Annotated in this window: 19 protein-coding genes; 5 read left to right on the top strand and 14 right to left on the bottom strand. The window is 56.0% G+C overall.

Translation table 11 applies throughout. The features are described 5' to 3' along the window. The first annotated feature begins 2 nt into the window (after nt 1–2). Nucleotides 3–2,090 carry a 4-alpha-glucanotransferase gene (gene malQ / locus OGX81_RS13015; protein ID WP_104868089.1) on the top strand — a complete coding sequence of 696 codons (2,088 nt, stop codon included), beginning with the start codon at nt 3–5 and terminating at the stop codon, nt 2,088–2,090. A gap of 131 nt (nt 2,091–2,221) precedes the next feature. On the opposite strand, the gene gntT is transcribed toward malQ, so the two are convergent. The 3 genes from gntT to gntX form a co-directional block, all read right to left on the bottom strand. Then, nucleotides 2,222–3,538, bottom strand: a complete 1,317-nt coding sequence (gene gntT, locus OGX81_RS13010) for a gluconate transporter (RefSeq protein ID WP_012135522.1) — start codon at nt 3,536–3,538, stop codon at nt 2,222–2,224. Nucleotides 3,539–4,133: 595 nt separating this feature from the next. After that, nucleotides 4,134–4,709, bottom strand: coding sequence for a Fe-S biogenesis protein NfuA (nfuA, locus tag OGX81_RS13005; protein WP_012135521.1), 576 nt, complete (start codon nt 4,707–4,709; stop codon nt 4,134–4,136). 58 nt (nt 4,710–4,767) lie between these two features. Then, the gene (gntX, locus tag OGX81_RS13000) at nt 4,768–5,451 is read right to left on the bottom strand and encodes a DNA utilization protein GntX (RefSeq protein WP_104868090.1); all 684 of its coding nucleotides are present in this window, start codon (nt 5,449–5,451) and stop codon (nt 4,768–4,770) included. Between the two features lie 37 nt (nt 5,452–5,488). Between gntX and bioH the strand changes: the two genes are divergently transcribed. Further along, nucleotides 5,489–6,259, top strand: coding sequence for a pimeloyl-ACP methyl ester esterase BioH (bioH, locus tag OGX81_RS12995; RefSeq protein WP_047460677.1), 771 nt, complete (start codon nt 5,489–5,491; stop codon nt 6,257–6,259). A gap of 83 nt (nt 6,260–6,342) precedes the next feature. Here the strand turns inward: bioH and feoC are convergent, their stop codons facing one another. The 5 genes from feoC to greB all read right to left on the bottom strand — a co-directional run bounded on the left by feoC (nt 6,343) and on the right by greB (nt 12,482). After that, complete coding sequence (feoC, locus tag OGX81_RS12990) at nt 6,343–6,579, bottom strand: [Fe-S]-dependent transcriptional repressor FeoC (protein WP_012135518.1); 237 nt, start codon at nt 6,577–6,579, stop codon at nt 6,343–6,345. An 11-nt stretch (nt 6,580–6,590) separates the two neighbouring features. Beyond that, nucleotides 6,591–8,909: a Fe(2+) transporter permease subunit FeoB gene (gene feoB / locus OGX81_RS12985; protein ID WP_012135517.1), complete on the bottom strand. Its 2,319-nt coding sequence runs from the start codon at nt 8,907–8,909 to the stop codon at nt 6,591–6,593. A gap of 18 nt (nt 8,910–8,927) precedes the next feature. Further along, a complete protein-coding gene (feoA, locus tag OGX81_RS12980) occupies nt 8,928–9,155 on the bottom strand; it encodes a ferrous iron transporter A (RefSeq protein ID WP_012135516.1) in 228 nt (75 codons plus the stop codon). 425 nt (nt 9,156–9,580) lie between these two features. Next, nucleotides 9,581–11,911, bottom strand: coding sequence for a Tex family protein (locus tag OGX81_RS12975; protein ID WP_110123645.1), 2,331 nt, complete (start codon nt 11,909–11,911; stop codon nt 9,581–9,583). Nucleotides 11,912–12,008: 97 nt separating this feature from the next. Continuing rightward, a complete protein-coding gene (gene greB / locus OGX81_RS12970) occupies nt 12,009–12,482 on the bottom strand; it encodes a transcription elongation factor GreB (protein WP_012135514.1) in 474 nt (157 codons plus the stop codon). Between the two features lie 226 nt (nt 12,483–12,708). Here greB and ompR point away from each other — a divergent pair, with 226 nt between their 5' ends. Together ompR and envZ are read left to right on the top strand one after the other, a co-directional pair. Further along, the gene (ompR, locus tag OGX81_RS12965) at nt 12,709–13,428 is read left to right on the top strand and encodes an osmolarity response regulator transcription factor OmpR (protein WP_001157751.1); all 720 of its coding nucleotides are present in this window, start codon (nt 12,709–12,711) and stop codon (nt 13,426–13,428) included. Then, nucleotides 13,425–14,777: a two-component system sensor histidine kinase EnvZ gene (gene envZ / locus OGX81_RS12960; protein WP_012135512.1), complete on the top strand. Its 1,353-nt coding sequence runs from the start codon at nt 13,425–13,427 to the stop codon at nt 14,775–14,777. The genes ompR and envZ overlap by 4 nt, the downstream gene beginning before the upstream one ends. A 287-nt stretch (nt 14,778–15,064) precedes the next feature. On the opposite strand, the gene pckA is transcribed toward envZ, so the two are convergent. From pckA to igaA, 5 genes are all read right to left on the bottom strand, one after another. Further along, nucleotides 15,065–16,684: a phosphoenolpyruvate carboxykinase (ATP) gene (gene pckA / locus OGX81_RS12955; protein WP_012135511.1), complete on the bottom strand. Its 1,620-nt coding sequence runs from the start codon at nt 16,682–16,684 to the stop codon at nt 15,065–15,067. A 417-nt stretch (nt 16,685–17,101) separates the two neighbouring features. Beyond that, nucleotides 17,102–17,980, bottom strand: coding sequence for an Hsp33 family molecular chaperone HslO (gene hslO, locus OGX81_RS12950; RefSeq protein ID WP_024131015.1), 879 nt, complete (start codon nt 17,978–17,980; stop codon nt 17,102–17,104). Between the two features lie 24 nt (nt 17,981–18,004). Further along, nucleotides 18,005–18,406, bottom strand: a complete 402-nt coding sequence (gene hslR / locus OGX81_RS12945) for a ribosome-associated heat shock protein Hsp15 (protein ID WP_049012025.1) — start codon at nt 18,404–18,406, stop codon at nt 18,005–18,007. A 10-nt stretch (nt 18,407–18,416) separates the two neighbouring features. Beyond that, nucleotides 18,417–19,085 (bottom strand): GMP/IMP nucleotidase, encoded by a 669-nt coding sequence (gene yrfG / locus OGX81_RS12940; RefSeq protein WP_012135508.1) that lies wholly within the window; start codon nt 19,083–19,085, stop codon nt 18,417–18,419. A gap of 81 nt (nt 19,086–19,166) precedes the next feature. Continuing rightward, nucleotides 19,167–21,299: an intracellular growth attenuator protein IgaA gene (gene igaA, locus OGX81_RS12935; RefSeq protein WP_049012024.1), complete on the bottom strand. Its 2,133-nt coding sequence runs from the start codon at nt 21,297–21,299 to the stop codon at nt 19,167–19,169. Between the two features lie 322 nt (nt 21,300–21,621). Between igaA and nudE the strand changes: the two genes are divergently transcribed. Continuing rightward, the gene (gene nudE / locus OGX81_RS12930; RefSeq protein WP_012135506.1) at nt 21,622–22,182 is read left to right on the top strand and encodes an ADP compounds hydrolase NudE; all 561 of its coding nucleotides are present in this window, start codon (nt 21,622–21,624) and stop codon (nt 22,180–22,182) included. A gap of 93 nt (nt 22,183–22,275) precedes the next feature. Here nudE and mrcA read toward each other — a convergent pair whose 3' ends face one another. Then, complete coding sequence (gene mrcA, locus OGX81_RS12925; protein WP_047460696.1) at nt 22,276–24,828, bottom strand: peptidoglycan glycosyltransferase/peptidoglycan DD-transpeptidase MrcA; 2,553 nt, start codon at nt 24,826–24,828, stop codon at nt 22,276–22,278. Nucleotides 24,829–24,945: the final 117 nt, after the last annotated feature.

Genomic DNA, 24,945 nt, shown 5'->3' with positions numbered 1-24,945 from the left:
CCATGGAACGCAAACGTCTGGATAATGCCGCGCTGGCGGCGGGGATCAGCCCCAATTACATCAATGCCCACGGTAAACCGCAGTCGATTGGCGCCGAAACCAAACGGCGTTTGCTTGATGCGATGCACTGCGCCACCGCCGCCACGAAGGTGGCGGTGACGCCAGTGCCGAATGTGATGGTGTATACCGCAGGCAAGAAGATGCCGCTGGCGGTAGAAGGCAGCGGCGATTTTAGCTGGCTGCTGACCACCGAGGAGGGCGTACAGCACAAGGGGCACGCCACCGGCGGTAAAGCCTTTACGCTTCCGGCAAAGCTGCCGGAGGGGTATCACACGCTGACCCTGACTCAGGGCGAACAGCGCACGCACTGCCGGATCATCGTGGCGCCGAAACGCTGCTATGAGCCGCAGGCGCTGCTGACCGGACAGAAGCTATGGGGGGCGTGCGTTCAGCTTTATACCCTGCGTTCGGAAAAAAACTGGGGGATTGGCGACTTTGGCGATCTCCAGTCGATGCTGACGGATGTTGCGAAACGCGGCGGCGCATTTATTGGCCTGAACCCGATTCACGCCCTCTACCCGGCAAACCCGGAGAGCGCCAGCCCGTACAGCCCCTCATCCCGCCGTTGGCTGAATGTCATTTATATCGACGTGAATGCCGTTGACGATTTCCGGTTGAGCAAAGAGGCGCAGGCCTGGTGGAACATGCCGGCGACGCAGCAGACATTGCAGCGCGCACGGGACGCCGAATGGGTTGATTATTCTGCTGTTACCGCGCTGAAAATGACCGCCCTGCGGATGGCATGGAAAGGTTTTGCGCTTCGTGATGACGAGCAGATGGCGGCGTTTCGCCACTTTGTCGCCCAGGAAGGCGACAGCCTGTACTGGCAGGCGGCATTTGACGCGCTGCACACGCATCAGGTGAAGGAAGATGAGTTGCGCTGGGGCTGGCCGGTCTGGCCGGAAGCGTATCAGTCAGTGAACTCGCCGGAAGTGAAACAGTTCTGTGAAGATCACCGCGATGAGGTGGACTTTTACCTCTGGTTACAGTGGCTGGCGTATACCCAGTTTGCCGCCTGTTGGGCGGTATGCCAGGGTTATGATATGCCGATTGGCCTGTATCGCGATCTGGCGGTAGGGGTTGCGGAGGGCGGGGCGGAAACCTGGTGCGATCGTGAGCTGTATTGCCTGAAAGCATCGGTGGGCGCGCCGCCGGATATCCTCGGCCCGCTGGGGCAGAACTGGGGACTGCCGCCGATGGACCCGCACATCATCGCCGCTCGCGCCTATGAGCCGTTTATTGAACTGCTGCGCGCCAATATGCAGAACTGCGGCGCTTTGCGTATCGATCATGTTATGTCGATGCTGCGTCTGTGGTGGATTCCTTACGGTGAAACGGCGGATCACGGGGCGTATGTGCATTACCCGGTGGACGCCCTGCTCTCTATTCTGGCGCTGGAAAGTAAACGTCATCGCTGCATGGTGATTGGCGAAGATCTGGGGACGGTGCCGGTGGAAATCGTGGGTAAACTGCGCGATAGCGGCGTTTACTCGTATAAAGTGCTCTATTTCGAGAATGATCATGAGAAGAACTTCCGCGCGCCGAAAGCGTACCCGGAACAATCAATGGCAGTCGCGACGACGCATGACCTTCCTACGCTGCGCGGCTACTGGGACAGCGGCGACCTGACGCTCGGCAAAATGCTGGGGCTTTACCCGGATGAAGTGATATTGCGTGGGCTGTATCAGGATCGTGAGCTGGCGAAGCAGGGTCTGCTGGACGCGCTGCACAAATACGGTTGCCTGCCGAAACGCGCGGGGCATAAGGCGTCGCTGATGTCGATGACGCCGATCCTCAACCGTGGAATGCAGCGTTACATTGCGGACAGCCATAGCGCATTGCTGGGGTTGCAGCCGGAAGACTGGCTGGACATGGCGGAGCCGGTCAATATTCCAGGCACCAGCGACCAGTACAAGAACTGGCGGCGCAAGTTGTCCACGACGCTTGAGAAGATGTTTGCCGATGACAAGGTGAATAAACTGCTTAAAGATTTGGACAAACGGCGAAAAGCGGCCGCGAAGAAGAAGTAAAAAAAGCCGGGAATTTCCCGGCTTTTTTATGGTGACAACATGTAGGCCTGATAAGCGCAGCGCCATCAGGCGATTCTGGCGCACATTGCCGGATGGCGGCTTTGCCTTATCCGGCCTACAAATCGTCTCGGTTACACCACCATTCCCAGCAGCAGACACCCAATCAGGCCGCAGACGGAGATAATGGTTTCCAGCATTGACCAGGACTTGATGGTTTCGCCGATGGTCAGGTTGAAATACTCTTTGAACAGCCAGAAGCCTGGATCGTTTACGTGAGAGAAAATGACGCTACCGGAACCGACGGCGATAACCATCAGCTCAGGGCTTACGCCCGTCGTCGCAATCAGCGGCGCCACGATACCACCCGCGGTAATTGCGGCTACGGTGGCAGAACCGAGCGCGATACGCAGTACGGCTGCGATGGACCACGCCATGAACAGCGGAGAAACGTTGGTTTCGTTCATCATGGACGCGATGTATTTGTCTACGCCGCTATCAACCAGTACCTGCTTGAATGCGCCGCCGCCGCCGATGATCAGCAGCATCATCGCGATGATTTTGATTGAGGAACCCAGCGTGTCGTTAATCTGATCCATTGAGCGGCCACGGTTCAGACCGAACGTGAACATCGCAATCAGTACCGCAATCAGCGTTGCCATTACCGGGTCGCCAAAGAACTCAGCAACCGGCAGGAAGGCATGACCTTTTGGCAGCACCATTTCTGCAACGGCGCGCATGGCCATTAAAATAACCGGCACCAGAGAAGTCCAGACGCTGACGCCAAAGCCAGGCATCTCTTCTTCAGTAAAGTTTTTTGCGCTGTACAGACCTTCCGGGATCGGCTTATCGATGCCTTTCAGGAAGCGGGCAAATACCGGGCCAGCGAGAATTACGGTCGGGATAGCCAGAATCGTACCGAACAGCAGGGTTTTACCCATATCGGCGTGGAAGATCGTGGCGATGGCGGTCGGGCCCGGGTGCGGAGGCAGGAAGCCGTGGGTAACGGACAGCGCTGCCGCCATCGGTACGCCGACATACAGCAAAGGAATGCTGGCCGCCGCTGCGATGGTGAATACCAGCGGCAGCATCAGCACGAAGCCCACTTCATAGAACAGTGCGAAACCTACCGTGAAGCCGGTTAATACCACTGCCCACTGGATGTGTTTTTTACCAAATTTGGCAATCAGCGTGGTCGCGATGCGCTGTGCGCCGCCGCAGTCTGCCAGCATTTTGCCCAGCATGGCGCCGAAACCCATAATCAGGGCGAGGCTACCAAGAGTACCACCAACACCAGCTTTAATAGAGCCAATGACTTTATCCAGCGGCATTCCTTGCATCAATCCAACAGCAAGTGCCACCAGGACGAGAGCGATGAAACCGTTCATTTTGAAGCGGATCATCAGGAGTAATAACAAAATTACACCGATAGCGACGATGACTAATGGCATGATTTACCTGGCCTTTCATTTGTTATGGGTAACGTCGGTGTGTCGACGAAAAATTCCGCTTGCCCCAACCGGGAACAGAAGCGTAACGGCACCAATACTGATTGACTTTAACACTATCTGGTTTAGTCGGCTGTTATGGGGATGTTTGGTGCCCATATGAATGATACGGGTAACATATAGCGATTGAGAATCACCCTGGCAGGCAAAATTTAAATTATGAGAGGCAGGTCATGTTATCGAAGGGGAAAAGCGGAAGATATCATCACGCCGGATGGCGGCGTAAACGCCTTATCCGGCCTACGGGATACACATTGTAGGCCCGGTAAGCGATGCGCCACCGGGCAAAACGCCGGATGGCGGCGTAAACGCCTTATCCGGCCTACGGGATATGCATTGTAGGCCCGGTAAGCGACGCGCCACCGGGCAAAACGCCGGATGGCGGCGTAAACGCCTTATCCGGCCTACGGGATATGCATTGTAGGCCCGGTAAGCGANGCGCCACCGGGCAAAACGCCGGATGGCGGCGTAAACGCCTTATCCGGCCTACGGGATATGCATTGTAGGCCCGGTAAGCGACGCGCCACCGGGCAGAATCTTAGTAGTAAGAGTGCTCGCCGCGCTGGTGTTCGGTCAGATCGCGAACGCCTTTCAGCTCAGGGAATTCATTCAGCAGCTGCTTCTCGATCCCTTCTTTCAGGGTCACATCGACCATCGAGCAACCGTTACAGCCGCCGCCAAACTGCAAAATGGCGTAGCCTTCGTCGGTGATCTCCATCAGAGAGACGCGACCGCCATGACCAGCAAGCTGCGGGTTGATCTGCGATTGCAGCATGTACTCCACACGTTCCATCAGCGGCGCATCATCAGCAACCTTACGCATTTTGGCGTTTGGCGCTTTCAGCGTCAGCTGAGAACCCAGCTGATCGGTGACGAAATCGATCTCGGCATCTTCCAGATACGGCGCGCTCAGTTCATCAACATAAGCGGTCAGCAGGTCAAATTTCAGGGCAGTGTCGCTTGCTTCCACGGCGTCCGGCGGACAATAAGAAACGCCGCATTCAGCGTTAGGCGTACCGGGATTGATCACAAATACGCGGATTTGTGTCCCTTCTTCCTGATTTGCCAGTAGTTTGGCAAAGTGCGCTTGTGCAGCATCGGAAATATGGATCATAGTAATGGCCTAATAGTTGACTATTTTACTTGGTTATAATACGCCCATCATCGAGGCTCTACAAGGTTCGACACAGGCACCATACCTGGACAGTCGCCGCGCCGTTGCGCAAAAGCAGCTGCGCGATCTCCGCGACGGTACTTCCGGTAGTGACGACATCATCCACAATGACCATATGGAGTCCCTGTACCGGCAATTCAAGGCGAAACGCATTTTTCAGGTTATGTTTGCGCAATCGGGCGCTGAGATGGTGCTGAGTGGCGGTGGCGCGAAGGCGCGTAACGCTTCGGCTGTCCCAGCCGCAGCCCAGCCAGCGCGCCAGGGGGCGACACAGCAGATCGCTTTGGTTAAATCCCCTGCGCCAGTGACGGCGCTGCCAGAGCGGCACGCTGACTAAGCGATCCGGTAGCGGAAGCGTCGATGCGCGGTGCGCGTATAAGACTTCCAGCAACAGCAGGCGTGAAAGGGCGGCGGCGACGTCGCTGCGGCGAGAGAATTTTAGCTGGTGGATAAGTAAACTCAGCGGCGGTACGTAGTCGCTGACCGTCACCAGACGTTGCCACGGCGGGGGTTTTTGCAGACAACGCCCGCAGGGAATGGCGGCGTGCGCAGCGGGTAATCCACACTGCGGGCACAGGCTGACGCGGCGACGCGCCGCTCTCGTGCAAATCGAACAAATCCCCCAGTGACTCAACGCCAGCGGCATTCGGCATAGCCAGCATAATCCCGGTACTGTTAGCATATGTTCATCCTTGTTAGCCAAAAGAGAACAGTAACTGATGAATGACATCTGGTGGCAGACTGAAGGTCAGGGAAATTGCCATCTTGTGCTGCTGCACGGATGGGGACTGAATGCGGAAGTGTGGAATTGCATTCGTGAGGAACTCAGCGCGCATTTCACGCTGCATCTTGTCGATTTACCCGGATTTGGCCGCAGCCAGGGTTTTGGCGCGATGTCGCTGGAGCAGATGGCGGAGCATGTGCTGAAACAGGCGCCTGATAAAGCCGTCTGGCTTGGCTGGAGTCTGGGAGGGCTGGTGGCGAGCCAGGTGGCGTTAACCCATCCTGAACGCGTTCAGGCGCTGGTGACCGTCGCATCATCGCCCTGTTTCAGTGCTCGCGAAGCGTGGCCGGGTATTAAGCCGGATATCCTGGCGGGATTTCAACAGCAGCTCAGCGAAGATTTCCAGCGTACGGTGGAGCGTTTTCTGGCGCTGCAAACGTTAGGCACCGAAACCGCGCGTCAGGATGCCCGCACGCTGAAAAGTGCCGTGCTGGCGTTGCCGATGCCGGAGGTTGCGGTACTGAACGGTGGGCTGGAGATATTGAAAACGGCCGACCTGCGCGAGCCGCTTAAATCGCTGACCATGCCGTTCCTGCGTCTGTATGGTTATCTGGATGGTCTGGTGCCGCGCAAAGTCGTGCCGATGCTGGATGCCGCATGGCCGGAGAGTGAATCTCAGGTGTTTGCAAAGGCCGCCCATGCGCCGTTTATTTCGCATCCCGGCGAATTTTGTCAGGCGTTGATGGCGTTAAAGCAGAAGATATAATTATTGTCTATGCAGTGCCGGATAGCGGCGTAAACGCCTTATCCGGCCTACATGTTAGCTACCGTTCGCCATCCGGCAGAACGTTAACGCAACGTCCACCACTCCCGGAGACAGGCTTTTCCTTCCGGGCAGCTTTTGCAGCTACCGGACAGGCAGCCGTCGGGATCTTCCTGAATCCGCACAGCCCTGCCCATATTCTCCAGTTGATTCAGCATCGCGTCGATCATCGGCTGCGGCGTATGCAGCGTGCGGCTAATCTGCATTGCCTCCATACGCCCCTGCAAAGCCAGTAAATCACGAACCTGAATAAGTGACGCCATTGTTCTCAACCTTAGTGACAGTTGCCGGCAGGGCTTGCGCAGCAGGCGCTGGCCGTTTTACGCGTCGCCAGCAGTTCGATATCCACCCGGCTGCGGGCGCGCCGTAACAGCCCCAGCACCACGATGTTAAACAGGATGACCGCCAGAATGCAGACCAGGCTATAGGTCGGATGCTGGCTAAAGCTTGCAACCTGATAGAACAGGGTAGACAGCGAGTAGGCGATATTCAGCCCCCACAGAATCGAGAAGCTCATCCAGCCGCGGCTGGATTCACGCGCGATAGCCCCCATCACCGAGATGCACGGTACATACAGCAGAACGAAAATCAGATAGCTGTATGCGGCAGCGGCGCTGCCAAACTTCGCGTCCATCACGCCCATCGCCCCGGTCGCCATTTCACCGTCGCCTTTGCTGGCTTCGATTGGGTTAGCCAGTACGCTAAGGCTGAAGGTGTCTTTCAGGCTTTGCCAGGTTTCATCGACCGCGCCCAGCAGCTCGTCGCCGAGATGGAAGTCAGCCGGATTAAACTCTTCTTCCTGAATATTTTCAGCGGTATAGAGGGTGTTCAGCGTCCCCACCACCACCTCTTTCGCCATTGCGCCGGTGAACAGGCCAACGGTCGCCTGCCAGTTATCTTCATGAACGCCAATCGGTTTAAAGACAGGCGTAATCACGCGGCTGATGGACGCGAGCGCAGAGTCGTTGATGTTATCGACGATTTTTCCGCTCAGGGAGAAGCTGTTAAACGCGCTGAGGAAAATACTGACGATGATGATGACCTTACCGGCACGCAGCACAAAGCCTTTCAGGCGTTGCCAGGTCTGGATCACCAGGCTTTTGATGTGCGGCACATGGTAGACCGGCAGTTCCATCACGAACGGAGAGGCTTCGCCGCGCATAATCGTGTGTTTAAGCATCAGGCCGGTCAGTACCGCCATCACGATACCCAGCACATACAGCGAGAAAACCGCCAGCGCGCCGTTTTGCCCAAAGAACGCGGCGGCAAACACGGCGAAAATCGCCAGACGTGCGCCGCAGGACATAAACGGCGCCATCATAATAGTCATCAGGCGTTCACGCGGTGCGTCCAGGGTACGGGCGCCCATTACGGACGGGACGTTACAGCCAAAACCGACAATCAGCGGCACGAACGATTTACCCGGCAGCCCCAGCGCCTGCATCAGACGGTCCATAACGAACGCCGCGCGCGCCATGTAGCCGGAGTCCTCCAGGAAAGAGAGGAACAGGTACATCATGCCGATCTGCGGCACCAGCGGCAGAACGGTATTGATACCGCCGCCCAGCCCCTGCGCGAGGAAAATGGTGAGCCAGTCCGGGAAGTGCAGCGTGTAGCCGATCCACTGAATGCCGTGAATAAAGAGCGCCACGGAACCCACGTCGAACAGCGGTTGCAGCGCGCCGCCAATGTTAATGGCGAGCAGGAACATCAGGTACATGACGAACAGGAAAATCGGCAACCCGAGGAAACGGTTCAGGATGACCTTATCTACCGCTGCGGTGAAACGGCTGGGTTCCGCCGTCAGGGTGTTGCTGACCACGTCGCAAATCGCGGCGATGCACTGATAACGCGCATCGGCGATGTGCAGCGCCGGGTCATCCATCTCTTTGCTCAGGCGAGTGAGCGACGCCTCAAGGTTTTGCGCGGCATTACCGGCGTAAACGCGGCTGTAGATATCGCCTTCCAGCATCTGCAAGCCTAGCCAGCGGCGCTGTTGCGCTGGCATATCCGCCGCCATGACGTCGGCCAGCGATTCGGCCTCGCGCAGCAACGGCCGGGCATAATGTACCAGCTCAACGTTTTCGTTTTCTTTATAGCGATCGATAGCCAGTTTCAGGGCTTCAATCCCACGGCCGCGTGTGGAAACCAACGGCACAACCGGGCAACCAAGGCGTGCGGACAGCGCGTCGATATCAATGCGAACCTGCTGTTTCTCCGCGATGTCGAGCATGTTGAGCGCCACAATGCAGGGAATGCCCAGCTCAAGCAGTTGCAGCGTCAGGTAGAGGTTGCGCTCAAGGTTAGAGGCATCCACCACGTTGATCAGCAGGTCTGCGTCGCCGCTCAGAATGTAATGGCAGGCGATTTGTTCATCGAGGGAAGTTTGTGACGAAATGGTGGTCAGTGAATAGGTACCGGGTAAATCGACCAGCGTGACCTGATGGTCGGTTGTTGCGAACTGACCTTCTTTGCGTTCAACGGTAACACCCGCCCAGTTCCCCACACGCTGACGCGCGCCGGTGAGCTGGTTAAATAATGTTGTCTTGCCGGAATTTGGATTACCAATTAAACCAATGGTTAATTTTTTCATTTTTATAGACTCACCGAATTAACAGGAAACCGCTTCCACTTCTAATAACGCCAGATCTTTCTTACGTAATACCAGGCTCACGCGGCGAGTTTCGATATGAATAGGATCGCCTAATGGGGCGACGCGCACTACGTTAAATGAAGAACCTGGCAACATGCCGAGTGAAAGCAGTTTCTGACGATATGCCGGGCTGATTTCATGGGAAAAACCGGTAATTTTCCACGCCGTGTCTGGAATGAATTGCATAGGGGGCCTACTTGTTTCTCGCTAACTGGACGTATACCTCATGCGCGCTCAGAAGGCGGCATAAGACCAGATGATTAGCCAACGAAAGAAAGATTAAATAATCAACAAGACAATGATAATGAGAATGGTTTTTATCATCAATGATTAAAATGTGACGGAATGTAGAAATAGATAATAAATTGAGTCAGTTTTGACATGGCTCAACATTTATTCGTCTTAAAAAGAACGTGTTGATTTAAACATTATTCAGCGTTGCTAATGTTTAATTAAGGTTTCATCTGTTAATGAATTGATAATTGCCAGTGCTGGCAACAGGCGGGTAATGAATTAAGCAATTTAATTCGTAAGATTTAATTGTTAATTTCAAATATAACGGCCGGATGGCGGTATAGATACCTCATCCGGCCTACAAGCATAAGGCTTGATTAGCGTTTTTTACCCATTGCGGCCGCCAGCGCGTCCATCATGGCGCTGTTGCCCGCAGGCTGCGCATCACGACCACGCGGCTTCGCCGCTTTTGCCGCCGGGCGGTTGCCCTGGGCGCGATCGTTGCCGCCGCCGCGACGGGCGTTGGTTTCACCCGGCTGCTCGTCCAGACGCATGGTCAGCGCGATGCGCTTACGTTGCAGGTCAACCTCCAGCACTTTCACCTTCACGATGTCGCCCGCTTTCACCACGGTGTGTGGATCTTCGACGAACTTATTCGACAGGGAAGAGATGTGCACCAGACCGTCCTGATGTACGCCGATATCCACAAACGCGCCAAAGTTGGTGACGTTGGTTACGGCGCCTTCCAGAATCATGCCCGGTTGCAGATCGTTCATGGTTTCTACGCCATCAGCAAACTGCGCGGTTTTGAACTCTGGACGCGGGTCGCGGCCCGGTTTTTCCAGCTCTTTGATGATGTCGGTAACGGTTGGCACGCCGAATTTGTCGTCGGTGAAATCCACCGCTTTCAAATTGCGTAGCTCGCTGCTGTTGCCCATCAGCGCTTTCAGCGCCTGTTGGGTGGCGGCAAGAATACGCTCGACCACCGGGTAGGCTTCCGGGTGAACGGTAGAGGCATCCAGCGGGTTATCGCCGTGGTTGATGCGCAGGAAGCCCGCGCACTGTTCAAAGGCTTTCGGCCCCAGACGGCTCACTTTCAGCAACTGCTGGCGGTTCTGGAACTGACCGTTTTCATCACGCCAGGCGACGATATTCTGCGCCATCATGCGCGTTAAGCCTGCCACGCGGGTCAGCAACGGTACGGACGCGGTATTGAGATCGACGCCGACGGCGTTTACGCAGTCTTCCACAACGGCATCCAGCTTACGGGCAAGCTGGGTCTGGCTGACGTCGTGCTGATACTGGCCGACGCCGATGGATTTCGGATCGATTTTCACCAGCTCCGCCAGCGGGTCTTGCAGACGACGGGCGATAGAGACTGCGCCGCGCAGCGAAACGTCCAGATCCGGGAACTCCAGCGCCGCCAGCTCGGAAGCGGAATACACCGATGCTCCGGCTTCGCTGACGATCACTTTCTGCGCCGTCACTTTCGGGAACTGTTTCTGCACGTCGAGGAAGAAGCGCTCGGTTTCGCGCGATGCCGTGCCGTTACCAATCGCCACCAGCTCAACGTTGTGTTTTTCGCACAGCGCGGCAACCGCCACCGCAGCTTTAGCTGCCTGACCGGTATGTGGATAAATGGTGTCGGTGGCGACCAGTTTACCGGTGCCGTCCACTACAGCGACCTTCACGCCGGTACGCAGACCCGGATCGAGACCCATAGTCGCGCGCAGGCCAGCAGGCGCCGCCATCAGCAGATCGTGGAGGTTGCGGGCAAAGACGTTAATGGCTTCATCTTCCGCGCGTTCACGCACGGTGCCCATCAGTTCGGTTTCGAGATGCATCAGGACTTTTATACGCCATGTCCAGCTCACCACGCCTTTGCGCCAGCTATCCGCCGGAGCGTTGTTCAGACGCAGGCCGAGGTGATCCTGGATGATCTGCTCGCAGTGGCTCTCTTTGGGCGGCTCATCGAATTGCGGGTCGGCATTCAGCGACAGTTGCAGCACGCCTTCGTTGCGGCCACGGAACATCGCCAGCGCACGGTGTGAAGGGACGGTGGCGATTGGTTCGTGATGATCGAAGTAATCTCGGAATTTCGCCCCTTCCTCCTCTTTGCCGCTTACGACGGTCGCGACCAGGTGGGCGTTCTTCCACAGATAATCGCGCACTTTCGCCAGCAGCGCTGCGTCTTCGGCAAAACGCTCCATCAGGATATAGCGTGCGCCATCAAGGGCTGCTTTGGCATCCGCCACGCCGTTGTCAGCGTCGATGTATTTTGCCGCTTCCGTTTCCGGGGTGTGGGAGGGATCTGACCACAGCAGGTCAGCCAGCGGTTCAAGTCCGGCTTCGATGGCGATTTGCCCGCGTGTGCGACGCTTGGGTTTGTAGGGCAGGTAGAGGTCTTCGAGTTCGGTCTTACTTAACGTGCCGTTGATGGCGTTAGCCAGCTCATCGGTCAGCTTGCCTTGCTCGGAAATGGACTTGAGAATGGCCTGACGTCTGTCTTCCAGTTCACGTAGATATCCCAGACGGGTCTCCAGATTACGCAACTGCGTGTCATCCAGCCCGCCGGTGATCTCCTTACGATAACGTGCGATAAACGGCACGGTGTTCCCTTCGTCAAGCAGGCGAACGGCAGCGTCTACCTGTTCGGCACGTGCCTGAATTTCACCCGCGATAATGCGGCAGAAAGAATCATTCATCATGGATTTAGTTTCATCTGAGTAAAAAATCAGGGGATAGTTATACGGATTGACTGGCAAAATTGCCAGTCATCAGCGGGGGCTTCAGATTGTTCCGGCGCTATTTTACGTATTCGATCTCATTAACGTACCAGCTGGCCTCGCCGGCGGGCGTGTGTACTACCGCGAGATCGCCCACTTCTTTTTTCAGCAACGCCCGCGCCATAGGCGAGTCGATGGAGATGTAGTCCTTACGACCGAAAATTTCATCGTAGCCGACGATGCGAAAGCGGCGGATATCGCCCTCATCGTTTTCGATCTCCACCCACGCGCCGAAGAACACTTTGCCTTCCTGCTGCGGGGAATAATCGACGATTTTCAGGTTTTCCATGCATTTGGTCAGATAACGAACACGACGGTCGATCTCACGCAGGCGCTTTTTATTATACTGATAGTCGGCATTTTCGCTGCGGTCCCCAAGACTCGCAGCCCAGGTCACTTTTTTGGTGACTTCCGGGCGCTCTTCCCGCCAGAGATAATTCAGCTCGTGTTTGAGTTTTTCGTACCCTTCCCGGGTAATCAGGGGCGTTTTCATCTCGTTGATTTACCTTTGACTATTTGGCGATGCGCACAATACGTATTACGTGATCGCCGCAGCAGAATAAATAATGTGTCGCAAGATTAATTGTATACTTAAGCTGCTGTTAAATATGCTTTGTAACAATTTAGCCTGGAATTTATACCAGAATTCGCTGGTGACGAACGTAAGCTTTTTTAAGAATACACACATTCAATTGTTGCGAACCTTTGGGAGTAAAACAATGCAAGAGAATTATAAGATTCTGGTGGTGGATGACGATATGCGCCTGCGCGCGCTACTGGAACGTTATCTGACCGAGCAGGGCTTCCAGGTTCGAAGCGTGGCAAACGCCGAGCAAATGGATCGTCTGCTGACCCGTGAGTCCTTCCATCTTATGGTACTGGACCTCATGCTGCCTGGCGAAGATGGCCTGTCAATTTGCCGCCGTCTGCGCAGCCAGAGCAACCCTATGCCGATCATCATGGTGACGGCGAAGGGTGAAGAAGTGGACCGCATTGTGGGTCTGGAGATCGGTGCCGACGACTACATTCCGAAGCCATTCAACCCGCGTGAACTGCTGGCGCGTATTCGCGCTGTGCTGCGCCGTCAGGCGAACGAACTGCCGGGCGCGCCTTCGCAGGAAGAAGCGGTAATCGCCTTCGGTAAGTTCAAGCTGAACCTCGGCACCCGCGAAATGTTCCGCGAAGACGAACCGATGCCGCTCACCAGCGGTGAATTTGCGGTACTGAAAGCGCTGGTCAGCCACCCGCGCGAACCGCTCTCCCGCGATAAGCTGATGAACCTGGCGCGTGGTCGTGAATACTCTGCGATGGAACGCTCCATCGACGTGCAGATCTCCCGTCTGCGCCGCATGGTGGAAGAAGATCCGGCGCATCCACGTTACATTCAGACCGTCTGGGGCCTGGGCTACGTTTTTGTACCGGACGGTTCTAAAGCATGAGGCGAATGCGCTTCTCACCGCGAAGTTCATTTGCCCGCACGCTACTGCTCATCGTCACCTTGCTGTTCGTCAGCCTGGTGACGACTTATCTGGTGGTGCTGAACTTTGCGATTCTGCCGAGCCTCCAGCAGTTTAATAAGGTTCTGGCCTACGAAGTTCGTATGCTGATGACCGATAAGCTGCAACTGGAGGACGGCACGCAACTGGTGGTGCCGCCTGCGTTCCGCCGGGAAATCTATCGTGAGCTGGGAATTTCTCTCTATTCCAACGAGGCTGCCGAAGAGGCCGGGCTGCGTTGGGCGCAACACTATGAATTCTTAAGCCATCAGATGGCGCAGCAGCTGGGCGGCCCGACGGAAGTGCGCGTTGAGGTCAACAAAAGCTCGCCGGTGGTCTGGCTGAAAACCTGGCTGTCGCCCAATATCTGGGTGCGCGTGCCGCTGACGGAAATCCATCAGGGCGATTTCTCCCCGCTGTTCCGCTATACGCTGGCGATTATGCTGCTGGCGATAGGCGGCGCATGGTTGTTTATTCGTATCCAGAACCGACCGCTGGTCGATCTTGAACATGCTGCGTTGCAGGTGGGGAAAGGCATGATTCCGCCGCCGCTGCGCGAGTATGGCGCGTCGGAGGTGCGCTCTGTGACCCGCGCCTTCAACCATATGGCGGCGGGCGTGAAGCAACTGGCTGATGACCGTACCTTGCTGATGGCGGGCGTGAGCCACGATTTGCGCACACCGTTGACGCGTATCCGCCTGGCTACCGAAATGATGGGTGAAGAGGACGGCTATCTCGCGGAGTCCATTAATAAGGACATCGAAGAGTGCAACGCCATTATCGAACAATTCATCGATTACCTGCGTACCGGTCAGGAAATGCCGATGGAGATGGCCGATCTGAATGCCGTGTTGGGTGAGGTTATTGCAGCGGAAAGCGGCTACGAGCGGGAAATTGATACCGCGCTGCAACCGGGCAGTATTCAGGTGAAAATGCATCCGTTGTCGATTAAACGCGCGATCGCCAATATGGTGGTCAACGCCGCCCGTTATGGCAATGGCTGGATCAAGGTCAGCAGTGGTACGGAACCGCATCGCGCCTGGTTCCAGGTTGAAGACGATGGGCCGGGCATTAAGCCGGAACAGCGTAAGCACCTGTTCCAGCCGTTTGTGCGTGGCGACAGCGCGCGCAGCACCAGCGGCACCGGGTTGGGTCTGGCGATTGTGCAGCGTATTGTGGATAACCATAACGGTATGCTGGAGATTGGCTCCAGCGAGCGCGGTGGGCTTTCTATTCGCGCCTGGCTGCCGATTCCGGTCGCTCGCGTGCCGGGTTCGACGAAAGACGCATAAGAAAGGGAGGCGAAATGCCTCCCTTTTCGTTTCTCAGCGCCCGGTGGCGCTACGCTTACCGGGCCTACAATAACGTATGCTCCGTAGGCCGGATAAGGCGCAGCCGCCATCCGGCATTGCGCCCGGTGGCGCTACGCTTACCGGGCCTACAACAACGTATGCTCCGTAGGCCAGATAAGGCGCAGCCGCCATCCGGCATTGCGCCCGGTGGCGCTACGCTTACCGGGCCTACAACAGCGTATGCTCCGTAGGCCGGATAAGGCGCAGCCGCCATCCGGCGTGTTTCTTTACAGCTTCGGCCCGGCGCTGACCAGCGCTTCACCGGCTGGGGTATCGGTGTATTTCTCGAAATTCTCGACAAACAGTTTCGCCAGCGCGGTGGCTTTTTCCTGCCACTGTTCCGGTGACGCGTAGGTGTTACGCGGGTCAAGAATACGTGTCTCTACGCCCGGCAGCTCGGTCGGGATCGCCAGGTCAAACATCGGCAGATTAAAGGTTTCCGCATTATCCAGAGAGCCGTTCAGGATGGCGTCGATAATCGCGCGCGTATCTTTGATGGAGATACGTTTGCCCGTGCCGTTCCAGCCGGTGTTTACCAGATACGCCTGTGCGCCGGATGCCTGCATGCGTTTGACCAGCACTTCAGCGTACTGCGTCGGGTGCAGCGACAGGAACGCCGCGCCGAAGCAGGCAGAGAAGGTTGGCGTCGGTTCGGTAACGCCGCGCTCAGTACCGGCCAGTTTAGCGGTAAAGCCAGACAGGAAGTGGTACTGCGTCTGGTCAGCCGTCAGGCGAGAAACCGGCGGCAGCACGCCGAAAGCGTCGGCAGTCAGGAAGATGACTTTGGTTGCATGGCCCGCTTTTGATACCGGCTTAACGATGTTATCGATATGATAAATCGGGTAGGAGACGCGGGTGTTCTCGGTTTTGGAACCATCGTCGAAATCGATGGAGCCATCTTCGCGAACGGTGACGTTTTCCAGCAGCGCATCGCGACGGATAGCGTTGTAGATTTCCGGTTCGGCTTCTTTAGACAGCTTGATGGTTTTCGCGTAGCAGCCGCCTTCAAAGTTAAACACGCCGTCGTCATCCCAGCCGTGTTCGTCATCGCCGATCAGACGGCGTTTCGGGTCGGTGGAGAGGGTGGTTTTCCCGGTGCCGGAAAGCCCGAAGAAGACCGCGACGTCGCCTTTCTCACCCACGTTGGCGGAGCAGTGCATGGAGGCAATGCCTTTCAGCGGCAGCAGGTAGTTCATGACGGAGAACATCCCTTTTTTCATTTCGCCGCCGTACCAGGTGCCGCCAATTAACTGAATGCGTTCAGTCAGGTTGAAGGCCACGAAGTTTTCAGAGTTCAGCCCCTGTTCCTTCCACTGCGGGTTGGTGCATTTCGCGCCGTTCATCACGATAAAGTCTGGTTTGAAATCCACCAGTTCTTCGTCCGCAGGACGGATGAACATGTTTTTGACAAAATGCGCCTGCCAGGCGACTTCCGTGATGAAGCGAACGGAGAGACGGGTGTCCGCGTTAGCGCCGCAGAAGGCGTCAACGATGAACAGGCGTTTGCCGGAGAGTTGCTGAGTTACCAGCCCTTTCAGGTGCTGCCAGGTTTCCTGGGACAGCGGTTTGTTGTCGTTCTTGCCTTTGCCTTTGTCGGACCACCAGAGCGTGTCACGCGTGGTGTCGTCACGGACAATGTATTTATCCTTCGGCGAACGTCCGGTAAAGATACCAGTATCAACGGCAACGGCGCCCAGATTCGTTAATACGCCGCGCTCGTAACCTTCCAGAGTAGGATCAAGTTCCTCCTGGTACAGCAGGTCGTAGCTGGGGTTGTAAACGATATCCTGAACGTCATTGATACCATAAGCCTTGAGATCTTGCGGGGTTAAGCTGTTAACGCGCATGTCACTACTCCTTAGCCAATATGTATTACCTGAAATTGTAGGGTTTTTTAGGGTTTGTTAACCGCGACGAGGCTCATAGATTTACGTATCTGGACAAAATCACGATTGACCGAAAACGCTGTGACTCCTGTCACGAAGCGGCGCTTATTATGGCAGAGAACCCTTTTTTGTTGTGGAAAATGTTCTTAAAACGTTAAAAATGAGTGTATTCTGCGGGAATGTTGTGAGTGTAATCGCATTCATGTAAGAAATTTACGAAACCCTTACATATAAAATATCGATTCACCACGAAGGAAAAAATGAACAAAAAGTGCGGAATTTTGCGGAGCAGGCCGGATGACGACGCGGATGCGTCTTATCCGACCTGTAAATGAGTAAGCCTGATGAGCGATTCGCCATCAGGCCTTTCACCGGTGATTAATGCACCTGCGGGTCGGCAGGGGAGGCGTTGTTGCGGATTTCCGCAATGTCCATCGCGTTGAACAGATAGTGGCTGCCGCAGTAATCGCAGTGCATATCGATCTCGCCTTCTTCCGCCAGGATGCTGTCCACTTCTTCATCCGGCAGCGTTTTCAGCGCGCCCGCACAGCGTTCACGAGAACAGGTACACTTGAACTCAACGTCCTGCGGGTCGTAGAGCGTGACTTCTTCTTCATGGTACAAACGCCACAACACATCGTTAGCCGGAAGGGTCAGCAACTCTTCGGTTTTGATGGTTCCGGTCAGCGTCGCCAGGTGATCGAAGTCGTCTGCCTGCGCGTTCTGCGCGGGCATTACCTGTAGCAGCATTCCGCCCGCCGCCGGTTTGCCTTCCACCTCGCCAGTGCGGATGAACAGGCGTGTCGGCAGCTGTTCGGAACGCAGGAAGTAATCTTCCAGGCACGCCGCCAGCGTGTCGCCTTCCAGACCGACCACGCCCTGATAACGCTCGCCTTCTTCCGGTGTAATGGTGATCACCAGATAGCCGTTGCCCACCAGCGTTTTCAGATCCGCGTTTTCCGGCACTTCGCCCTGTACGCGAGCGACGCCGCGCATCTGCTGGTTGTTATTGCCGTTGATCACCGCCAGGCTCAGCGGGCCGTCGCCCTGTAGCTGCACGGTAATGTCACCGGCAAATTTCAGCGTGGCGGTCAGCAGGCTGGTGGCGACCAGCAGTTCGGCCAGCACGGTTTTTACCGGCTGCGGATAGGCGTGGTTTTCGAGGATCTGTTGCAGGGTTTCCGATACGGTCACCAGTTCGCCGCGTACGGCAAAGTTTTCAAACAGATAACGATGTAATTGGTCATGTTGCGGCATAATCATCTCTCTTGCGGGTGACAGTCACTCACTGTCGCCGTGTTTAAATCGTAACAGGTCGCGGCGCTCTTTTTTATCCGGTCGCCTGTCCGGGTGCGGCATGGTTAATGCGTTAAGTTTGCGTGCCTGCGCCATTTTTTCGCGTTTTTCCACGCTCTCCGCTGTTTCTTCATACAGCGTAACGGCTTCGCTTGCCGGACGGCGCTGCTCGGTAATGCCTTTAATGATTACCGTCCGCTCGTCGTTGCCCTGGCGCAGGGTCAGCGTCGCATTCAGCTCGACAATCTTGCCCGGCTTGCTGCGCTGCCCGTTATAGTGCACCTTACCGCCTTCAACCATTTCGCGGGCCAATGCACGGGTTTTATAAAAGCGTGCGGCCCACAGCCATTTATCCAGTCGGACCTCAACAGAGGGCTTTTCTTTCATGGCGTCTCCTTCACATCAGTGAGGGGATCAGTCGGCGGTAATCATTCAACGACGGATGGCGTGCATACTGCTTTTCCGCAATGCCGGAGTCGGGATTGGTCACGCCGAGGCAGTAACGAATGCCGAATTGGGCGGCGGCGTCGAGAATCGGTTCGCTGTCGTCGATAAACAGCGTTTTCTCTGCGCTTATTCCCGTTTCTTCAGCCACTGCGTGCCATAACCGCTGATCCTCTTTGGGATAACCAAATGTGTGGGTGGAAAGTAATAAATCAAGGTGTGATGCCAGACCGGTATGTTCCAGCTTCACCGCCAGGTTATGCGGGTGCGCGTTGGTCAGCAGAATGCGGCGTTTACCGCGGGCTTTTAACGCATCCAGAAACGGCACGGTATCTTCGCGCAGCACGGCGCGCGGCCCCTGTGCCGTCGTCATGGCGCAAATGTCCAGACCCAGCCGCTCGCTCCAGTAATCAAGACAGTACCAGTTTAGCGTATGCTGCACGGCATGATACTGCTGGCGAATATAGTCCTGGGCTTCCTGTGCAGTGATTCCCTGCTGTGCGCCATAGGTTTCCGGCACCAGTTTCTGCCAGAAATAGTTATCGAATGCCAGATCGAGCAGCGTGCCGTCCATGTCCAGCAAAACGGTATCGACGTCCTGCCAGGCAATATCAATATGCATGGGAATTCTCCAGATGAGATTGCCGCCAAATCCTGGCGGCTTTTGCCGGATATGCGCTACAGGGTAGCATACCGTGAGCTGTCAGATGAGGCTTTCCGGGGAGGCGATCAGCTTTGGATTCAGGCAGTTTTCATAATATTCCTGAATTTCCGCCATACGGGTGCGGTTACGCTGATAACGTCTGAACGCCTGAATACCGTTGTAAGCGGCGCAGCCCAGCATGGTGAGCATCAGCAACGTCGTGCCAAGGTAGCGCCATAAACCGGAACGATCCGGGATGCGGTGCAGGCCGATGTGCTGCGTGCCGTTGGCGTCGGTGTAGACACGGGTGACGATCCCTTCGGCGCTAAACGGCGTTTGCATTAACATCTGCGCCAGGCGCTGGAATGCGCCCCACTGTTCCTGCGCGGGGTAATCGTACAGGGACATCGACGGCCACGGCTGATCAACCAGATCGCTGCCTTCATCGCTGATAATCAGGAAGCCGCCCGGCGCGGGGCTGTTAAGCGCCTGTGCGGCGCGCGCGGTTTCACGGGAGATAAACGGCGCGGTTGAGGTCGTCACCAGGTTATCGAGCGACTCCGCGCTGACAGGGCGCAGCAGAACGTTCACGCCGTCAAGTTTGCCCGCATTCGCGCGTTTGACCAGCGCGGCCCAGTTTTTGCTGTTGCCGAGGTTCACCAGCGCGTTTTTCAGGCGCACGCATTCGTCTTCGGCGGCGCACAGATCGGCGGTCTTTAATACGATGTCGCCGAAATCATCCAGCAATACCATCCCGGACTTTTGAATCGCCGAACGTAGCGACGCGCTAACGCGGGAGTCATCTTCCGGCTTCGGGTGCAGCTGGCGGTTGATGGCCTGGGTCAGCGCCGTGGCTTTGTTGACGAGATCGGACTCGGGCAGCGGCAGCGTCCGCGCGTCATTCCAGATGATTTGCGAGCAATCAAACGGCATAAAAGGGGAGTTCGGCTGCGCAGTCCAGCTACCAGACTGATGGATATTACACATGCCTTTGCCGCTCAGATGCAGCGTATCGCCCACGCGAACTCCGGCGTCGTGGAGCTGTTTAACGCTGGTGGCCTCAATGGTTTGCGCGCCTTTCATCCACGACAAAGTGAATTTGATCGGCATATCCAGCGGGATCCAAAAGAGCAGCATAAACAGCACCAGCAGCGATCCGCCCGCAATAACGGCGCTACGCAGCCAGTGTTGCAACGGGAAATTTTTCACCTCGTCATGCAGGGAGAGAAAACGCCCTTGCCGCGCGACGTGGCGATCCAGATAGATATCAATATCCGTTTGCTGCCCGAGATCCTGTGCGATATAGGGTTGCCAGTGGGCAGGGTAAATCAGGTCAATAATCCCCAGCGAAATATTGTTGATCTGCTCCTGATCGTTTTCGCCAAACAGCCCCCAGCGACGCGGGGTTCCCCGCAGGCAGTGAATCTCCCGCAGCGAGGTTTTAGATGGCGGAGCGAACAGCCCCCAGAGACCTGCGGCGAGCAGCAGAATTGCGCCGCCCGCAATCCACGGCACGAAGACATCCGGCGTAATTAAACAACAGAAGAACAGCAGGAATGAGGCCACAATCAGCGATGCTTCGCGCAGCCCCGCGGGGCGGCTGAGCGCATACTCTTCGTGAGTTTCCTGACGAATGTTCAGCAGTTCAATTTGCTCGCTCTCTTCGCCACGAATCGACGCCTGGGTGGAGGAGGTATGCTGTAGCGCATAGCCGCGCGTCTCCTGCATGTACTCCTGCAACGTGTGGCCGTTAAGCGAGATGACCAAAGGAAGCGTATCGGTATGGATCAGCTCAACGTTATTTTCGTCATTGATGTACTGTTCCCAGAACGGCGGCAAATGAACCTCAACGGAATCAAGGTAATATCGCCATTTATTGGGATCGTCGGTCGTAATGCCGTAACGCGTAATGGAATGGGTCAGAATAATGACGTTATTACTCTGGGCATTCAGCGTTAACGACACGGGAGCGGTGCTGGCGCCTGTCGGCCCCGGCACCTGCTGAATCTGACTGAGGTTGTCGAGATAGTTTTCAACCGCACTGCGCTCTTCCGGCGTTAGCTTGCGCGTCGCGGCGTCTGAAAAGGCGCTGATCCAGGGCAGATTCTGCCGCCTGGCTCTTACTCTGAGTAGCCATCCTGCCAGTAGAGAGCAGGCCAGCAAAGCAGCTAAGAAAATCAAAATGGTGCTCATGCTTTCCCCATCTTACTAAGTCTGTCAGGCGTGGTCAGTCGCACCCTGTCGAATAAATGTGATGCTGTGGTTGGCTATCGGCAAGCGTGGAGTTGAACTTGAGCATTTTTACGCGCATCCCAGTGAACGCGGATCATAGCAAACCCACCAAAAGCGGAATATCAGCAAATTCCTGGAGTTATTTCAACCTATTGACTTTTAATTTTAAATGGGAATTAATTTTTGCTACGTTACATAAATGTAAATAAACGGCAATTCACATTGCCGAAACCGTGCTGTATATCGCACAATGGCACCAGATTTCACTGCATAGATTCTCACGATGAGCAAATCATTACAAAAACCCACCATTTTGAAAGTTGAAACTGTCGCGAAATCCCGGCTGTTTAACGTCGAAAGTGTGGATCTCGAATTCAGCAACGGCGTGCGCCGCGTCTATGAGCGTATGCGTCCGTCCACTCGTGAAGCGGTAATGATTGTGCCGATCGTAGACGATCACCTGATTCTGATTCGTGAATATGCCGTGGGCACGGAGTCTTATGAGCTGGGGTTCTCCAAAGGGTTGATCGACCCTGGCGAAACCGTTTTTGAAGCGGCGAACCGGGAACTGAAAGAAGAAGTTGGGTTTGGTGCGAACGATCTGACGTTCCTCAAAAAGCTCAGCATGGCGCCGTCCTATTTTTCCAGCAAAATGAACATTGTGATAGCGGAAGACCTCTATCCTGAATCACTGGAAGGCGACGAGCCGGAACCGCTGCCGCAGGTGCGCTGGCCGCTGACGCATTTAATGGATCTGCTGGAAGAACCGGATTTCAGTGAAGCGCGAAACGTCAGCGCGCTGTTCCTGGTCCGTGAGTGGCTGAAGGGGCAGGGGCGGTTGTAATTTATATTGCCGGATGGCGGCTGACGTTTTACCTGGCCTACAACAAAACGTAGGCCGGATAAGACGTCTCAGGCGTCGCCATCCGGCAAAAGATCAAAACAGTTCGTGTGTCTCACCGTTATCGATAATGGTGGTGCCCACCTCATGCACCGCCTGCTGCGTTGGCTGAGTGCCTTCGATAAAGTATTCCGCGCGGCTGTTACCGCCGTTTGCCAGTTGCCCGGTGCTTCTGTCGATATTGATCGTCACAATGCCCGGAGGCGGCGTCAGCGGCTCTTCAGGAACCCCTTCCAGCACGGCTTTCATGTAAGCATCCCATGCGGGTTGCGCACTTTTCGCGCCGCCTTCATAACCAGAAATCTGGTCCTTGATCGCCCCGGACGCGGTAGTGCGCCCCAGATCGCGACGGTGATCGTCAAAGCCGATCCACACGGAAGTCACCACGCCCGGGCCGTAACCGGAGAACCAGGCATCTTTCGAGCTGTTGGTGGTCCCGGTTTTTCCGCCGATATCATGACGTTGCAGGTCGCGACCCGCGCGCCAGCCGGTGCCCATCCAGCCGGGTTCGCCGAAGATGTTGCTGTTCAGCGCGCTCTTAATCAGGAAGGCCAGCGGCGTGTTGATCACATGTGGAGCATATTCCTGCATTCCGCTTTGCGCCACTAACGCCTGGTTAGCCTGCTCCAGTTTTGGCATCGGCACGGTGGCGTTTTGCTGCTCCTGAGAGATGGCGACATCTTCAACGTTATTGTTTTCCAGCACGTTGGATTTTTGGGTATCACCGTAAATGACCGGGATATCGCAATCCGGGCAGGCGATTTTCGGCTTCGCTTCGAAGATCACGCCGCCCTGGTCGGTCTCTATCTTGCTGATGAAATACGGGTCTACCAGGAAGCCGCCGTTAGACATTACCGCATAACCGCGCGCCACCTGCATCGGGGTGAAGGACGCGGAGCCCAGCGCCAGCGATTCGGTATGCACGATGTTCTGCGCCGGGAAACCGAAGCGTTGCAGATACTCTGCGGCGTAATCCACGCCCATCGCGCGCATCGCCCGCACCATCACCACGTTTTTCGACTGACCCAGACCCTGACGTAAGCGGATTGGCCCGGCATACTGCGGCGGGGAGTTTTTTGGCCGCCAGTCGGAACCGGCGCCAGCATCCCAGCGGGAAATCGGCACGTCGTTCAGCATACTCGCCAGCGTCAGACCTTTATCCATCGCGGCGGTATAGAGGAACGGTTTGATGTTCGACCCGACCTGACGCAGCGCCTGCGTGGCGCGGTTGAATTTACTCTGGTTGAAGTCAAAACCGCCGACCAGCGCCAGAACCGCGCCGTTTTGCGGGTTGATGGAAACCAGCGCCGAGTTCACATCCGGGACTTGCGCCAGCCACCAGGCATCACCCATCTGGCGAACCCAGATTTGTTGGCCTGTCTGTACGGCGTCGGTCACTTTACGCGGCGTCGGGCCCTGTTGGGTATCCGAACGGTAAGGGCGCGCCCAGCGTACGCCTTCCATCCGCAGCGACACGGAGGTGCCATCAGCGAGCATCGCGGTGGCTTCCTGCGGATTCGCGCCGGTAATGACGGCGGGCAGCAACGGCCCGTAGGTTGGCAGGGCTTTCAGCGTGTCGGTGATTTTTTTGTTGTCCCAGGCGGTTTCGCCTACTTTCCACAGCACGTTCGACGGCCCGCGATAGCCGTGGCGCATGTCGTAGTCCAGCACGTTGTTACGCACGGCTTGCTGCGCCGCCTGCTGTACTTTGCGGGTGATCGTGGTGTAAATGCGATACCCGTCTTCATAGGCGCTTTCGCCATAACGGCTGTACATTTCCTGGCGCACCATTTCCGACAGATACGGCGCTGAGAACGCGATTTCCGGCGCATGGTAATTGGCGTCAATCGCTTCGCCGCGCGCCTGATCGTACTGCGCCTGGGTGATGTAGCCTTCGCTCAACATACGAGACAGCACCACGTTACGACGCGCCGTCGCCCGATCCATCGAGTAGAGCGGGTTAAATGTGGAAGGGGCTTTCGGCAGACCGGCAATCACCGCCATTTCGCTCAGGGTGAGCTGATCGACCGTCTTACCGAAATAGACCTGCGCCGCCGCGCCGACGCCGTAGGCACGGTAGCCGAGGTAGATCTTGTTCAGGTAAAGTTCGAGGATCTCATCTTTGCTCAGCATCTGCTCAATGCGGATTGCCAGGAACGCTTCCTTAATTTTACGCATCAGCGTGCGTTCCGGGCTCAGGAAGAAGTTTCTCGCCAGCTGCTGGGTGATGGTACTTGCCCCCTGTGAGGCATGGCCTGAGAACAGCGCGACGCTGGCCGCACGGAAGATCCCTACCGGATCGACGCCATGATGCTCGTAAAAGCGGCTGTCTTCCGTAGCGATAAAGGCTTTAACCATTTCCGGCGGCATCTGGTCAAGCGTGACCGGGATACGACGTTTCTCGCCATACTGCGCGATCAGCTCGCCATCCGCGCTGTAAACCTGCATCGGAATCTGCAAACGCACGTCTTTTAAGGTCGCGACGTCAGGTAGTTGCGGCTCGATATAGCGGTAGAGGCCATAAATCGAGCCTGCTCCCAGCAGGATGCAACATACTGCAAGGATCAATAAATACTTTACGAACTTCACTGGAGATTTCCCATTTAGTGTCATTTGGGCAGTTTATAAACAAACGCGCGGTAGTATAAAGGCAAGCCAGACGCATTGATATACCCGTAAGAGCGACCATTGATAAGGAGATCATAA

The organism is Citrobacter sp. CK206 (assembly GCF_030333125.1).
In the GTDB taxonomy this organism is placed as follows: domain Bacteria; phylum Pseudomonadota; class Gammaproteobacteria; order Enterobacterales; family Enterobacteriaceae; genus Citrobacter_B; species Citrobacter_B koseri.
Note: the sequence above shows the minus strand (reverse complement) of the source record. Positions and strands in the feature narration are given on the sequence as shown.

Bases quoted from the DNA above. Each gene is read 5' to 3' on its own strand.
- nfuA (WP_012135521.1), bottom strand. From the start codon at position 4,709: ATGATCCATATTTCCGATGCTGCACAAGCGCACTTTGCCAAACTACTG.
- ompR (WP_001157751.1), top strand. From the start codon at position 12,709: ATGCAAGAGAATTATAAGATTCTGGTGGTGGATGACGATATGCGCCTG.
- gntT (WP_012135522.1), bottom strand. From the start codon at position 3,538: ATGCCATTAGTCATCGTCGCTATCGGTGTAATTTTGTTATTACTCCTG.
- OGX81_RS12975 (WP_110123645.1), bottom strand. From the start codon at position 11,911: ATGATGAATGATTCTTTCTGCCGCATTATCGCGGGTGAAATTCAGGCA.
- nudE (WP_012135506.1), top strand. From the start codon at position 21,622: ATGAGCAAATCATTACAAAAACCCACCATTTTGAAAGTTGAAACTGTC.
- igaA (WP_049012024.1), bottom strand. From the start codon at position 21,299: ATGAGCACCATTTTGATTTTCTTAGCTGCTTTGCTGGCCTGCTCTCTA.
- hslO (WP_024131015.1), bottom strand. From the start codon at position 17,980: ATGCCGCAACATGACCAATTACATCGTTATCTGTTTGAAAACTTTGCC.
- gntX (WP_104868090.1), bottom strand. From the start codon at position 5,451: ATGCTAACAGTACCGGGATTATGCTGGCTATGCCGAATGCCGCTGGCG.
- pckA (WP_012135511.1), bottom strand. From the start codon at position 16,684: ATGCGCGTTAACAGCTTAACCCCGCAAGATCTCAAGGCTTATGGTATC.
- feoB (WP_012135517.1), bottom strand. From the start codon at position 8,909: ATGAAAAAATTAACCATTGGTTTAATTGGTAATCCAAATTCCGGCAAG.
- bioH (WP_047460677.1), top strand. From the start codon at position 5,489: ATGAATGACATCTGGTGGCAGACTGAAGGTCAGGGAAATTGCCATCTT.
- feoC (WP_012135518.1), bottom strand. From the start codon at position 6,579: ATGGCGTCACTTATTCAGGTTCGTGATTTACTGGCTTTGCAGGGGCGT.
- hslR (WP_049012025.1), bottom strand. From the start codon at position 18,406: ATGAAAGAAAAGCCCTCTGTTGAGGTCCGACTGGATAAATGGCTGTGG.
- feoA (WP_012135516.1), bottom strand. From the start codon at position 9,155: ATGCAATTCATTCCAGACACGGCGTGGAAAATTACCGGTTTTTCCCAT.
- yrfG (WP_012135508.1), bottom strand. From the start codon at position 19,085: ATGCATATTGATATTGCCTGGCAGGACGTCGATACCGTTTTGCTGGAC.
- envZ (WP_012135512.1), top strand. From the start codon at position 13,425: ATGAGGCGAATGCGCTTCTCACCGCGAAGTTCATTTGCCCGCACGCTA.
- malQ (WP_104868089.1), top strand. From the start codon at position 3: ATGGAACGCAAACGTCTGGATAATGCCGCGCTGGCGGCGGGGATCAGC.
- greB (WP_012135514.1), bottom strand. From the start codon at position 12,482: ATGAAAACGCCCCTGATTACCCGGGAAGGGTACGAAAAACTCAAACAC.